Source organism: Kitasatospora sp. NPDC040550, from assembly GCF_055594965.1.
In genome coordinates this window covers 1-12,617 of sequence record NZ_JBVIWC010000019.1, presented here as the reverse complement: position 1 = coordinate 12,617, position 12,617 = coordinate 1, and the positions used below count along the sequence as shown (strand labels likewise).

The following is a 12,617-nucleotide window of genomic DNA, read 5'->3' as shown; positions in this document are numbered from 1 at the left end:
GTTCGGCGCAGCAGGCGGCTGGTGGGCAGCGGACGGACGGCGGACGGCAGGCGCTGGCGACTGGTGGGCGGCGGACGGACGGCCGGGAAGGCGGAGGCCCCGCGGGCGAAACGAAAGGCGGGCCGGTCCAGGGGACCGGCCCGCCACGGGAGGGGGCGTCAGCCGAAGGCCGGCACCGTGTCCAGGACCGCCAGCCGGGCGTTGGCCGTCTTGATGCTGCCGCAGAGCACCTGGGCGCCGCCGATGCGGTAGTCCTCGCCGCTGCCGCTGGCCTTGATGACGGCGCCCTGCAGCGAGTTGTACTGCTTGTCCTGGAGGTCGTCCTTGCGCAGGTCGCGGACGACGATGAGCTTGCGGACCAGGTCACCGGCGCCCTGCTGGGTGCCGAGGGCCTTCTTCTGGTCCTCCGTCAGCTTGGCGAACGCGGCGTCGTTCGGGGCGAAGACGGTGACGTTCTCCATCGAGTCGAAGATGTCCTTGGCCTTGGCGGTCTTCACCAGCGCGGACAGCTGGGAGAGGTCCTTGGTCTGGTCGATCGCGGTCAGTACGGGCGTGCCGCCCAGCGCGTCGAGGCTGCCGGCACCCTGGCCGGGCAGCGCCGCGCACGCCTGGCCGAAGGCCTTCTCCGGCGGCGGGGGCGCGACGGCCACCGGGCCCGCGCCGTCGACGCCGGCGCCGCTGCAGCCGGTGAGCGGGGCGAGGACGAACGCCAGGGCCACGAGCATGGCGGGGCGGTGGGTACGACGGCTCATTGCGGAGCTCCTCCTAGGGGGAACCGGTCGAATCGCGCCGGATGCGCCGATACGCCCCAGATAGTGGCACCACGCCGGACCGCCCGACGGGAGGTCAGGCCCGTACCGCCCCGCCCGTCACCCGTCCGCCGCCGTGCGGGCGGCCCACAGCGCGCCGCGTCAGGCGCGGAAGGCCGCGAGCAGTTTGTCGGTGAGGCGGTCGAGGTGGTCGGGGGCGGTCGGGGTGTGGACGACGGCGAGGCGCCAGTAGAGCGGGCCGACCAGGAGGTCGAGGGCGATCCCGCGGTCCACGTCGGCGGGGAGTTCGCCGCGGTCGACCGCCCGTTCCAGGAGCTGGGTGGCCCTGCCGCGGCGCGCGTCGCGGACGTTGGTGAGCAGGGCCTCGGCCAGTTCGGGGGTGCGGCCGGCCTCGGCGAGCAGGTCGGGGATGATCCGCGCGGGGAGCCGCTGCTTGAGCGCGTCCGCGACCTCGGTGACGAAGGCCAGGACGTCGCCGCGCAGGGTTCCGGTGTCGGCCGGTCCGGAATCGGCGACGGCGACGGCGGAGACCAGGTCGACGGTCATCTCCAGCTTGGAGGCCCAGCGGCGGTAGATGGCCGCCTTGCCCGCGCCGGCGCGCTTGGCCACCGCCTCCAGGGAGAGCCGGGCGTAGCCGACGGCGGCGAGCTCCTCGAAGAACGCCTCGGCGATGGCCTCGGTCACCGAGTCCTGGAGGACCGGTCCGCCGGGGAGCCGACGGGCGGGGGTGGAGGCGCCGCCGGGGGCGGGGGTCGGCGGCTGGGGCGCGGGGGTGCTGGGCATGCTCCGAACCTACACGAGCCGGAACGGTTGCGTCTCGACTGGGCGAGGTCTATCGTCGGCGTCGAAGGCGAGACGGAACGGTTCCGTCTCGACAATCGGTCTGGGGTGCACCATGCGTTTCCTGTACGAGGACGAGTCCTTCTCCTTCGAGGCCCTGCGCGCGGCCGGCTTCGCCAACGACGGCGGCGCCGACCTGGGCGAGGTCCTGACCACCCTCCGCAAGGTCGGCGAGGGCGACGAGGAGGCCTGGCTGCGCGAGTGGAAGCGGACCGCGCAGCGCGTCCACGCCATCGGCACCGGCGCCCTCGCCGCCGGCCACCGGGTCAGCGCCCGCGAAGCCCTGCTGCGCGCCTCGAACTACTACCGCACCGCCGAGTTCTACCGCCGCGACGACCCCGCCCACGACCCCGAGGTCAAGGCCCTCTCCGCGCTCTCCCGCGAGACCTTCGCCACCGCCGCCGGACTGCTGGACCACCCCGTCGAGGCCGTGCGCATCCCCTACCAGGACACCACCCTCCCCGGGTACCTCTTCCTGGTCGACGACTCCGGCCTCCCCCGCCCGACCGTCGTCTTCACCAGCGGCTTCGACTCCACCCTGGAGGAGGGCTACTTCGTCATCGGCGCGGCCGCGCTGCGCCGCGGCTACAACGTGCTGGCCTACGACGGCCCCGGCCAGGGCGCCGTGCTGCGCGAGCAGGGACTCACCTTCCGGCCCGACTGGGAGGCCGTGGTCACCCCGGTGGTCGACTACGCCCTCACCCGCCCGGAGATCGCCCCCGACCGGATCGCCCTGTTCGGCTACAGCCTCGGCGGGTACCTCACCGCCCGCGCCGCCGCCCACGAACACCGGCTGGCCGCCCTCGTCCTGGACGACGGCCTGTACGACTACCACGACGCCCACACCCGGGTCATGCCGCCGTTCCTCCGGGACTGGGTCCAGACCGGGCGCGACGACCTCGCCGACCCGGTGCTGAGCCTGATCATGCAGGCGAGCACCCAGCTGCGCTGGGCCCTGCGCAACGGCGTGTGGGCCTTCGGCGCCGCCTCCGCCTCGGACTACATCCGCCGGACCGCCGCCTACACCCTCGAAGGCGTCGCCCCGCTCATCGACTGCCCCACGCTCGTCCTCGACGCCGAGGACGACCAGTTCTTCCGCGGCGAGGCCCAGCGGGTCGCGGCCGCCCTCACCTGCCCGCACACCCTGATCACCCTCCCCGAGTCCGAAGGCGCGGGCGAGCACTGCCACATGGGCGCCATGGCGCGCTTCCAGCAGGTCACCTTCGACTGGCTCGACACCACCCTCGCCCCGCTCGGTCGAGCGGCCTCCGGGGCCGGACAGACCGGCTGACCCACCGCCACGAGGCCGCCGGGGAGCGGTGAGGACCCGCCGCCCCGGCCGGCCCTTGACCTCACGTCAGCTTGAGGGTCGAGACTGATCGACATGCCGAACACCACCGCAGCTCCCCGCCAGCACCCCGACGCCCTGCCCCTGCCCCTGCCTCTGCCCGCCACCGACCTCGACGCGATCGCCGGGCGGCTGGCCGCCGGGGCCACGGTGGTCGGCCTCGGCGAGTCCACCCGCTTCTCCCGGGAGACCTTCGGGGTGCGGGACCAGCTCTTCCGCCGACTCGTCCGGGACCACGGCTTCCGCGCCCTGGCAGTCCAGGACGGCGCGGGGGTCGGCGAGACCCTCGACGCATACGTGCGCGGCGGCGCGGGCACCGCGGCGGACGCCCTGGCCGGGGCCTGGCGGCCGGGGCGCACCGAGGAGACGGCCAGCGCCCTGGAGTGGATCCGGGCCTTCAACCATGACCACCCGGACGACCCGGTCCGGATCCTCGGCGTGAAGCCGGACCAGGCCGGGGACGCCGACTACGACGCCGTCCTGGCGCACGTGCGCACGGCGGCCCCGGAGCGGCTCACGGAACTGGCGGCCCACCTGGAGCCGATCCGGACGGCCCACCGGACCGACGAGCACGTGCAACGGGCGCGGGGCATCCACCCCGGCCGGCCGTTCGCCGAACACGCCCGCGACGCAAGGGCGTTGGTCGAGTCCCTGCCCGGCGCCGGCACCGACACCGACACCGACACCGGTGACGCCGTCGCCAGGATGCGGCTGATCGTGGACTTCCACGAGCACAGCGTCGCCGGGCGCGGCAATTACGCGGGCGAGGCCGAACTGTGGGCGGGGACCATCGCCGGATTCCAGCAGCGCACCGGCCTGCGCACCGTCTACTGGGACGGCATCGCGCACACCGCGGCCACCGCAACGGTGCTCGGCGTCGCACCCGAGCGCGGCCCGCAGGCCACCGCCGGCAGCCTGCTCCGGGAGCGCTACGGCGCGCGGTACGTCTCGGTGGCGATCGGCTTCCACCACGGCGACCTCGGCGCCGTCGTCGCCCCCGCCCCGGCCGCAGACCTGGTCGACGCGAAGCTCGGCGAGCCCGGCCTGCCCGCCCGCTGGCTGGACCTGCGCCGGGAGGACGTCCGCCGCGAGTGGGACGGCCCGGCCAAGGCCCGGGTGATCAGCGGCATCTACACCCCGGAACGCGACGCCGTCGAGCACCTGGCCGTGGACTCGCTGGCCGACGCCTTCGACGTGCTCGTGCACCTCCGCCGGACTTCCCCGGTGCACTGGCTGCCGTGAACGGCCCGCCGGCGTGCCCTGCCGCACCGGTCGTTCAGCCGAAATCCGGATCGACCGGCGGCCACGGGTAGCCCAGTTCCTCGACGTTCGAACCGCCCCAGACCTGGGCCGTGGCGCGGGGATCGGCCGCGGTCAGCCGGGCCTCCAACTGCTCGGCCTGGGCCGACGGATCGTCGGCGGAGACCGCGAGGGTGATGCCGAACTGGACCCAGGGCAGGCCCGTTTCGTAGCGGTCACGGGGGTGCAGAAGGAGGAGGTGGATCCGGTCGGGATTCTCCCGGTGGGTCCAGACGGCGTCCACCTCGCAGTCCCACCTGAGCAGCCAGTCAGCCCGGCTCCTGAGCCGCCCTTCGAGCAGCCGCGCGACCGCTCCGGTCACCGTCTCCCAACCGCGGTCCGCCTCGGCCCGCCGCACCTCGGTCTCGTACGACCCCGCGTCGAAGCGCAGGTCCGGCAGGCCGAAGTCCGGGAAGGCCGGGTCGCGCCAGCCTGCCCAGACGACCTGCTCCCCGTCGCGCCGGACCGTCACGTACAGCGCGCCGCAGCACCGTTCGTAGCCGCACCCGCTCCAGGCGAGCCGGACCTCGTGGGGCGCCGCCGTGGCGTGCAACGGCCCGTCCGGGCCCAGCAGATGGCGGGGACCGACCCCCGCGTACCGGGGGCCGCCGACGACCTGGGGGGACACCTCCGCCAGGAGGTCCCGACCGTTGACGATCGGCCGGACCTCCAGGCGGCGGTCCTCGGGCAGTGGGTGCAGGAGCCTCAGGTCGAGGACGTCCGGTTCCTTGGGCATCGGCCAAGGATCGAGGAACCGGCCGCGGTTGTCATGCGAATTGTCCGGGCTCCGGTCAGGCTACGGAGGCCCGTGCGGGATCGACCGGGTCGATAGCCTGCTCGTCGAAACGGACCTCGAGTGCTTCGAGCCCGCTCTCCCGCCGGAAGTCCTTCTCCGCCTCGGTGATCGGCAACAGCCACAGGATGCGGGCATGGGCTCCGCCTTCCCAGCTGCACACCTCGAAGTCCGGCCCGAAGGGGTACGGCAGGCTCACCAGGTAGTGGTCGCAGGCGGATCCGTCGAGCCACGGGCGGCCGATCGGGACGGTGTGTCCGACGTCGAGTCGCTGGCGCACCGGTCCGCAGTGGTAGTACGCGTTGACGGTGATGCTCTCCAGGTTGATCCATTCGTCGCGCGGCGCCGCGAGGAAGAACTCCGTGCCGTGGCCCTCGTGCTGGGTCGCCTCCCAGCACCCCGACGTCACGTACAGCCACCAGTCGCCCGGATACGCGGGATGGACCCGGAACACCCGGAACCCGGGCACGCGGTCCTCGATCGGCCCGTCCACACCCGGGACCTCGTCGATGACGCGACCGGGGAGTGTCCGACGGAGGTGGTCGAGGAGAGCGGTGCGTGCTGCGGTGTTCGGCATCCGCTCATGATGCCCGAGCCCGCCGGCGCCGATCGACGGGGGTCGGCACCGGCAGATCACTCGATCCTCACCGGATCCGATCCGCGCGGGAGTCGGATTCACCGGCGCTCGCGCAACCGGTCGTGCCGACTGCCACGTCCATCAGCACGATGGGTAAGGTGGGACGCCGGCACGGGCCCTGAACAGCGGTGACGCGCCAGGGGACCGGGTCGGCGGGGGCGGGACGCGGGGAACGGGGGACGTCGGGTGTCGGACGGAACTGGGGCTGCGGGGACGGAGGAGTTCGCGCGGCTGCTGAGCGAGCTCAAGACGCGCTCGGGGCTGAGCTACGGGACGCTGGCCAAGCGGCTGCACACCAGCACCTCCACGCTGCACCGCTACTGCAACGGGACGGCGCTGCCGCACGAGTTCGCGTCGGCGGAGCGCTTCGCGCGGTTGTGCCGGGCGAGCCCCGAGGAACTCGTGGAGCTGCACCGGAGCTGGATCCTGGCCGACGCGGCCCGGGGACGCCGGTCCGAGCAGCGGGCGCCGCAGACCGCTGCGGCGGAGGTGGCTGCGGAGGCCCCTGCGGTGGCGGCGGAGCCGGTGGCCGAGGTGACGCCGGTGGTCGACGTCGCGCCGGTGCGGCCCGCGCCACCGCGGCGGCGGCGCAACGCGCTGATCGTGTCCGCCACGGCCGTGGCCCTGGTCGCCGCCGTACTGGTCGTCGCACGACCCACGGTGGGCGGCGGCGAGGACGAGGCGAAGGGCGGCCGGCAGGCCGTCGGCGCGACGGCGACACCGACGGCGCCAACCACAACGACAGCGACGACCGCCACGACCACGGAGAGCACGGCCACGACCGGCACGCCGGAGCCGGTACCCGGTACCCCCGCTGCCGCCGTCGCCGGGACGACGCCCCCGAGCCCGACCGCTGCCCCCACTCCGGCCGGCGCCCCGACCGACAGCGGCCCCGCGCCGCTCACCGTCGGCACCCGCCCGTACGTCTACGCCGACCCGTGCAGCCAGCACTTCCTGGTGAACAGCGGGCCCGCCCAGGTCGGCCCGCCGGCCCCCGAGCGCGACGCGCCGCGCTGGGCCGCCGCCTACGGCGCGGTGTCCTCCGGCGAGCAGGAGGTCGCCCTCACCGTCCAGGGCACCGGAACGGACACGGTCGTCCTGCTGGGGCTGCACGTGCGGGTCACCGCCAGGGGCGCGCCGCTGGCCTGGAACGACTACTCGATGGGTGTCGGCTGCGGCGGCGGGGTGGACAGCAAGTCCTTCGACATCGACCTCGACCGGGGCAGTCCCGTCCTCACCGTCAAGGGCGGACAGCGCGACTTCCCGTACAAGGTCAGCAAGTCCGACCCGGAGGTCTTCTACGTCACCGCCCACACCAAGGCGCACGACGTCCGCTGGGACCTCGCCCTGGACTGGTCCAGCGGCGAGCGCCACGGCACCGTCCACATCGACAACGGCGGCACGCCCTTCCGCACCAGCGCCGACGTCAACCGCCCGGGCTTCGACTACCCGTTGGGCGGCGGCGAGTGGATCAAGCGCGAGGGCGGCTGAGCACCACGTGGTCGCCCTCCCCCGGCCGTTGCGCCGAACGGCGGCGTACCCGAGATGCCGGTGACCGCACCGTCGCCCAGTCTTGGACGGAATCCGAGACGTCGACGACGGGGCGGGAGGGCGAGGTGGCGGAACACCGCGGTCGGCCGGGCCGCGGTCGCTGGTTCCGCACCGGGTCCGCCTGGCTGCGGGGGCGGACGGCCCCCCTGCGTGACGCCCCGTTCCCCCGCCGGCTCGCGGCTCAGCTGCTGCACATCCACGTGCTGGACACCGCCACCCGCCTCGCGGCCCAGGCGTTCCTCACGGCCATCCCGGTGATCTTCGTGCTGGCCGCCTTCATGCCCGACGAAGTGCGCAGCAGCGTCGCCGACTCCCTGCGCACCGTCCTGGGACTGCACGGCGCCGCCTACGACGAGTTCGCCCAGGTGCTCCGGGCCGACAGCGGGACCGCCGCCGAGACCTACGGCGGCCTCGGCATCCTGGTGACCCTGCTCGCGGCCACGAGTTGCAGCCGGGTGCTGCAACGGCTGTGCGAACGGAGCTGGCACCTCCCCCACCTGGCCGGACGCCTGGCGGCCTGGCGCTGGCTCGCCTGGCTGCTGGTGTGGCTCACCGCCCTGATCGTCCAGGGCCAGGTGCGCACCGGGTTCGGCCTGGGCGACGTCCTCGGGGTGTTCCTCTACCTGGTCAGCGCGGTCCTGCTCTGGTGGTGGACCCAGCACCTGCTGCTCGGCGGCCGGGTGCCCTGGCTGCCGCTCCTGCCGGGGGCCGTGCTGACCAGTACGGCGCTGACGGCGCTGGCCTGGGGGTCGCGGCTGTACGTCCCCCGCTCGCTGAACCGCAGCGTGGCGCAGTTCGGCCCGCTCGGTCTCGTCTTCACCCTGCTGAGCTGGCTGATCGTGGTGTTCACCGCGATCACGCTCGGCATCGGCATCGGCTACGTGCTGGCCGGCCAGGGCCGGCTGGCCCGGCTGCTGGCGACTCCGGGCCCGGCCCCGGCGGCCCCGGCGGACGAGGAGTGAGCGTCCTCGGCGCTCGGGCGTCGTCGGCACTCAGGCGTCGTCAGCACTCCGGCCGGCCGGTCCGGTGCACAGCGCCCAGATGACGAATGCGTCGATCGCGATCAGGACGAGTGCCCAGAACGGGTAGTAGGGCAGCCACAGGAAGTTGGCGACCATCCCCATGACCGCGACGACGATGCCGACGCCACGGGCCCAGGGGGCGCCGCTGAACAGGGCCACGCCCGCGGCGGCGACGACGAGTCCGAGGACGATGTGGATCCAGCCCCAGCCCTCGGTGTTCATCGAGTAGACGTAGTGACGGGTGACGACGATCAGGCTGTCCTTGGTGACGGCGGCGATCCCCTGGAAGACCGCCATCGTGCCGCCGGCGATGAGCATGACCGCGGCGAAGACGGTCCACCCGGTCGCGAAGGGGCGGTGTTCGGCGGGCCGACCGGTAGGGCCCGGTTCGGTGACTCGGCTGGTCATGGCGTGGACTCCTTCGACGACGGCCGCCTCGTTCCGGCACGCGGACGGGGACGGGACACGAGGCGGAAGGGCGGGAAGGACGGACGGGCCGGGCAGCGGCCCTGCTCTCACCGTAGGACCGAACCGTCCGGCGCGCCCGGGTCGCCGGTGCCGACCCGGCCGAACGCGGCGAGCAAGGCCAGGACGACGAGCACCGCGAGCAGGACCGCGACCAGCAGCAGCACGGTCAGCGCGGTCGGGTCGTCCCACAGGGCGAACACCAGCGCCAGCACCAGGGCGGCCGCGCGGGCGACCCACCGGCGGTGGGCGGCGGTCCAAGTACCGGCCCGGCCCGCGCGCACGCCGTGGGCGTCGCCCCAGTGGGCGACGGCGTCCGCAGTGCGGTCCGCCCGGCCGCGGGCGGCGCGCGGCAGCCGTCCCGAACCGCCCAGGTAGGCGCCGAGCGCCAGCGCCACGCCCAGCACGATCGCGGTGCGCAGGCTGATCCGCAGGAAGTGCAGCAGGGTGTCGAAGACGGCCGCGGCGGCGGCCGGGGACTGCACGGCGGGCGGCAGGTGGTCGAGGTAGTAGTGACGGGCGGCCACCAGGGCGAGGGCCACCAGCAGGCAGGCCCCGGCCGCGCCGAGGCCGGTGGACACCAGGGACCGGCGTCGGCGCCGGGTCAGCAGGACACCGGCGGCGGCGAGCGCCGCGGTGAGCACGGGCAGCCAGTTGCCGACCACGTCGAGGGAGTGTGCGGCGCCGCGGACCTCGGCCAGCTGGTCGGACTGGAACAGCACCATGCGCTGGTCCACGTCCGGGATCCGCTCGGCCGGGCTCAGCCCCTCGGCCACCAGCGTCTCTTTCAGCCGGTCGACGACCGAGCCGAGATCGAGAGTGACCGTGCCGTCGGAGACCTCGACGGCGCCCCGCCCGTGCCCGGTGAGGGCCTGGACCACGGCGGTGTGGGCGACCCGGTTGGCCTGGGTCCACACCGTACCGAAGGTGTCGCTGTGCACGACCTCGGTGGCCGCCTTGGTGACCACCTGGTTCACCGCGTCGTCGAGCTTCGGGCCGAGCGCCCTGACCGCCGAGGCGACCCTCGGCGGCAGCCCCCGGGTCTGCAACCAGGCAGCCAGGTCGGAGGTGACCGCCGGACCGTCCACCCGCACGTCCACCGCCTGGGTGATCCGGGCGACCGCCGCGTCCTGGATCGCCGGATCGGTGGCGAGCGGGGCGACCGTCGCCACGTACCGGCCGGTGTCCAGGGCGATGTCGTGCACCCAGACGGTGACCAGCGACACCGGCACCAGCACACAGGCCAGCGCGATCAGGACCGCTGACACCGTGCTCCGCACGAGCCGTCCCGCCCGGGAGGCTCGGCCCGGCCCGGCCGGGGGCTCCGGCGGCTCGTTCATCGGGGCTCCCAGCACTCCGGGCGGCGGTGGCACCGCTGACCACCATTGGCCCGCAGGGCTCGGGGGCCGGCATTCCGGGGTGAGCCGTCCGGGCGAGGGGAGGGCGCGCGCCGGCCCGGTCGGCGGGGTGTCGGGTGCCGGTGGGCCGGGCGCGCGCCCGGTCTGGGGACGGACGGGGTCAGACGGTGAGCAGGGTGGGGCTGGCGGCCTTGTCGGTGGGCAGGAAGTCGTCCGGGACGGGGTACTGGCCGAGCACGTAGTTCAGGATCGCGGCGTGCATGGCCTCGACCGGCGCGATGCTGGCCGCGGTGGCGATGCCGGCCGGGCTGGTGACGTTGTAGGTCGCGAAGAGGTAGGTCTGGGCGGCCTGGTCCTCCAGCTCGAGGGCGAGCTTGGCGACATCGCCGACGGAGGTGGCCTTGCCGAGCGCGGCCAGGGTGTCCGGCTGGTTGGACAGCGGCACGTCGGTGATCGCGGGCAGGCCGGCACCGGTGAGGACGGCGTTCCAGGCCTTGGCGTGGTCGGCGTGCTGGGCCATCGCGGTGGTGACGAAGGTCGCCACCGCCGGGGGCACGGTGCCGAGCTTGCCGGCCTTGGCGGCGTCCAGGGTGGCCTGGTAGGCGCCGACGGCCTGGTTCTCCAGGGCGGTGGCCAGCGCGACGACCTGGAGGTCCCCGGTGTACTTCCCGGACGCCGACGCCGAGGTGGGCATCGTGCCGGCCGGGCTGGACGGTGCCGGGTCCTTGACGTCCTTGCTGCTGGAGCACGCGGCCAGGACGAGGGCGGCGGCGGCCCCGCCCGCTCCGAGGAGGAACCGGCGCCGGCCGGCGTCGATCTGCCCGGCGGCGCGGATCTCCCCGACCAGGTCGCGGGCGGCGGCCTGCATGACCGGCAGGGTGGCGTGGTGGGCCTCGTCCATGTCCCTGGTCAGGCGGGCGAGTTCGGCCTCGCCGATGGCGGGCTCCCAGCTGCGGTCGGTGCTCACTTCACGGCCCCTTCGGTGATCGGGGAGGCGTTGTCGGTCTTGTAGAAGGCGTCGGGGAAGCCCACGCTGCCCGCGGCCGCGGGCAGCTTCGCCGGGTCGACCGGGATGGTGATCAGGTCGGCGGCGTTGCCCGCCAGCAGCGCCTGCACGGCGAGCAGGACGGCGCGGTGCTGGGCCTCGACCGGGGCGACCGAGGCGAACAGCTTGCGCAGGTCGGCGTTGCTGACCTGGCCGACGTTCTTGGTGTACGTCTGGGCGGCGACGTCCTCCAGCGTGATGGCGAGCTTCACCACGTCGGCCGGGGTCTTGATGGTGGGCAGCGTCTGGTCGACGACCGCCTTGTACTTCGGGTCGGGGTCGTTCTGCGCCTGCCCGCCGGCGGTGGTCGCGGCGGCGTTGAAGGCCTTGGCGTGGGCCTGGTGCTGCTCGGTGGTCTTGGCGATGAACGCGGCCACCGTCTTGTTGCCGTCCTTGATGAACGGCAGTGCGGCGGCGGTCTGGTAGACGCTGACCGCCAGGTTCTCGATCGAGGCGGCGGTCTGCAGCGCCCTGATGTCGTCGGCGGACGCGGAGGCGGAGGCCGACGGCGAGGCCGCCGCGGCGCGCACGGCGCTCAGCAGACCGGCCCCGCCGGCCAGGGCGCCGAGGGTCGCCCCGCGCTGCCACCAGCGGCGCGGGGGCTCGGCGGCCTCCGCGAAGTCGGTCAGCGCGCCGCGGGTGATCCGCAGTGCGTCGCTGTTCAAGTCCTGTGACTGCTCGGTGAGTTCTTCCAGCAGCCGGGTGTCGATGTGCTCGCTGGCCATCATGTCCCGTCTCGGCCCGGCGGCCGGCCGAATGCCGGACCGCTCTGCCCTGACGTTCGGCACGCTCGCCCACCCGGCTTGGCCCGATACCCCGAACGGCCTCCGAATTCACCCCTGGGGGTGAGCTGCGGGGACGAGGGGTGACCGCGGCCGCCGCTCTGCCGGGGCGGGCGGAACCGCCCCGGCGGATGTGCGGTCAGGCGCCGTCGAGGATGCCGGCGATCTTGTCGGCCATCGCGGCCTGGGCCGGGTTGGCGCCGGGGCGGGCGAGCTGGGCGGCCCGCATCGCGACGGTCAGGGTGGCGCGGAAGTTGCCGGTCTCCTCGGGGGCCTTGGCGTTCAGCAGTGCCAGGGAGCGGCGGATGGCGTCGAAGACCCGGTCGGCGATGTCGGCGGTGGAACTGCCGTCGAGCTTGAGGCCCTTGGGCTTCTCGGCGAGGACGCGGCCGGTGAGGCCGGTGGCGGAGCTGAGGGCCTTGCCGGCGGCCGTGCCGGCCTTGGCGGAGGAGATCGCGCCGGGGTCGGAGGCGGCCATCAGGACGACGACGCCGTGGGCGGCGGTCTGGAGGGTGAGCCTGTCGTCGGCGGTCAGGACGGCGGTGGTGTCGGACATGGTGGGTTTCCTTCTCTCCGGGTTCGGTGTGGAGCAGGGGCTGCCAGTGGTCGAGCGGATGCTCTTATGGATGTCAAGCAGCGGTTGTGAGCTTCTCGGCGGTGATCGGTGAGGTGCTGGGTGCGGTCAGGACTTGGTAGATCTCGCGGGC

13 protein-coding genes are annotated in these 12,617 nt (G+C 74.0%); 4 read left to right on the top strand and 9 right to left on the bottom strand.

What is annotated here, in order from left to right; all coding sequences use genetic code 11:
• Nucleotides 1–158: 158 nt before the first annotated feature.
• On the bottom strand, nucleotides 159–752 hold the full coding sequence (locus ACZ58X_RS25870; protein WP_470335977.1) for a fasciclin domain-containing protein: 594 nt from the start codon (nucleotides 750–752) through the stop codon (nucleotides 159–161).
• 159 nt (nucleotides 753–911) lie between these two features.
• Nucleotides 912–1,553, bottom strand: a complete 642-nt coding sequence (locus ACZ58X_RS25865; RefSeq protein WP_470335976.1) for a TetR-like C-terminal domain-containing protein — start codon at nucleotides 1,551–1,553, stop codon at nucleotides 912–914.
• A 112-nt stretch (nucleotides 1,554–1,665) separates the two neighbouring features.
• Here ACZ58X_RS25865 and ACZ58X_RS25860 point away from each other — a divergent pair, with 112 nt between their 5' ends.
• Nucleotides 1,666–2,901: an alpha/beta hydrolase family protein gene (locus tag ACZ58X_RS25860; RefSeq protein WP_470335975.1), complete on the top strand. Its 1,236-nt coding sequence runs from the start codon at nucleotides 1,666–1,668 to the stop codon at nucleotides 2,899–2,901.
• 93 nt (nucleotides 2,902–2,994) lie between these two features.
• The gene (locus tag ACZ58X_RS25855; RefSeq protein ID WP_470335974.1) at nucleotides 2,995–4,200 is read left to right on the top strand and encodes an erythromycin esterase family protein; all 1,206 of its coding nucleotides are present in this window, start codon (nucleotides 2,995–2,997) and stop codon (nucleotides 4,198–4,200) included.
• Nucleotides 4,201–4,234: 34 nt separating this feature from the next.
• On the opposite strand, the gene ACZ58X_RS25850 is transcribed toward ACZ58X_RS25855, so the two are convergent.
• Both ACZ58X_RS25850 and ACZ58X_RS25845 read right to left on the bottom strand, forming a co-directional pair.
• On the bottom strand, nucleotides 4,235–4,993 hold the full coding sequence (locus ACZ58X_RS25850; protein ID WP_470335973.1) for a hypothetical protein: 759 nt from the start codon (nucleotides 4,991–4,993) through the stop codon (nucleotides 4,235–4,237).
• Between the two features lie 55 nt (nucleotides 4,994–5,048).
• Nucleotides 5,049–5,543, bottom strand: a complete 495-nt coding sequence (locus ACZ58X_RS25845; protein ID WP_470335972.1) for a suppressor of fused domain protein — start codon at nucleotides 5,541–5,543, stop codon at nucleotides 5,049–5,051.
• A 330-nt stretch (nucleotides 5,544–5,873) separates the two neighbouring features.
• Between ACZ58X_RS25845 and ACZ58X_RS25840 the strand changes: the two genes are divergently transcribed.
• A complete protein-coding gene (locus ACZ58X_RS25840) occupies nucleotides 5,874–7,178 on the top strand; it encodes a helix-turn-helix domain-containing protein (protein WP_470335971.1) in 1,305 nt (434 codons plus the stop codon).
• A 125-nt stretch (nucleotides 7,179–7,303) separates the two neighbouring features.
• A complete protein-coding gene (locus tag ACZ58X_RS25835; protein ID WP_470335970.1) occupies nucleotides 7,304–8,200 on the top strand; it encodes a YhjD/YihY/BrkB family envelope integrity protein in 897 nt (298 codons plus the stop codon).
• Nucleotides 8,201–8,230: 30 nt separating this feature from the next.
• Here ACZ58X_RS25835 and ACZ58X_RS25830 read toward each other — a convergent pair whose 3' ends face one another.
• The 5 genes from ACZ58X_RS25830 to ACZ58X_RS25810 all read right to left on the bottom strand — a co-directional run bounded on the left by ACZ58X_RS25830 (nucleotide 8,231) and on the right by ACZ58X_RS25810 (nucleotide 12,466).
• Entirely contained in the window at nucleotides 8,231–8,668 is a 438-nt protein-coding gene (locus ACZ58X_RS25830; protein WP_470335969.1) for a DUF7144 family membrane protein, read from the bottom strand.
• Nucleotides 8,669–8,775: 107 nt separating this feature from the next.
• Nucleotides 8,776–9,993 carry a hypothetical protein gene (locus tag ACZ58X_RS25825; protein ID WP_470335968.1) on the bottom strand — a complete coding sequence of 406 codons (1,218 nt, stop codon included), beginning with the start codon at nucleotides 9,991–9,993 and terminating at the stop codon, nucleotides 8,776–8,778.
• A 250-nt stretch (nucleotides 9,994–10,243) separates the two neighbouring features.
• Entirely contained in the window at nucleotides 10,244–11,050 is an 807-nt protein-coding gene (locus ACZ58X_RS25820) for a ferritin-like domain-containing protein (protein ID WP_470335967.1), read from the bottom strand.
• On the bottom strand, nucleotides 11,047–11,853 hold the full coding sequence (locus ACZ58X_RS25815; RefSeq protein WP_470335966.1) for a ferritin-like domain-containing protein: 807 nt from the start codon (nucleotides 11,851–11,853) through the stop codon (nucleotides 11,047–11,049). Before ACZ58X_RS25815 ends, ACZ58X_RS25820 begins: the two co-directional genes overlap by 4 nt.
• Nucleotides 11,854–12,049: 196 nt before the next feature.
• Nucleotides 12,050–12,466, bottom strand: a complete 417-nt coding sequence (locus tag ACZ58X_RS25810) for a hypothetical protein (RefSeq protein ID WP_470335965.1) — start codon at nucleotides 12,464–12,466, stop codon at nucleotides 12,050–12,052.
• Nucleotides 12,467–12,617 lie beyond the last annotated feature (151 nt).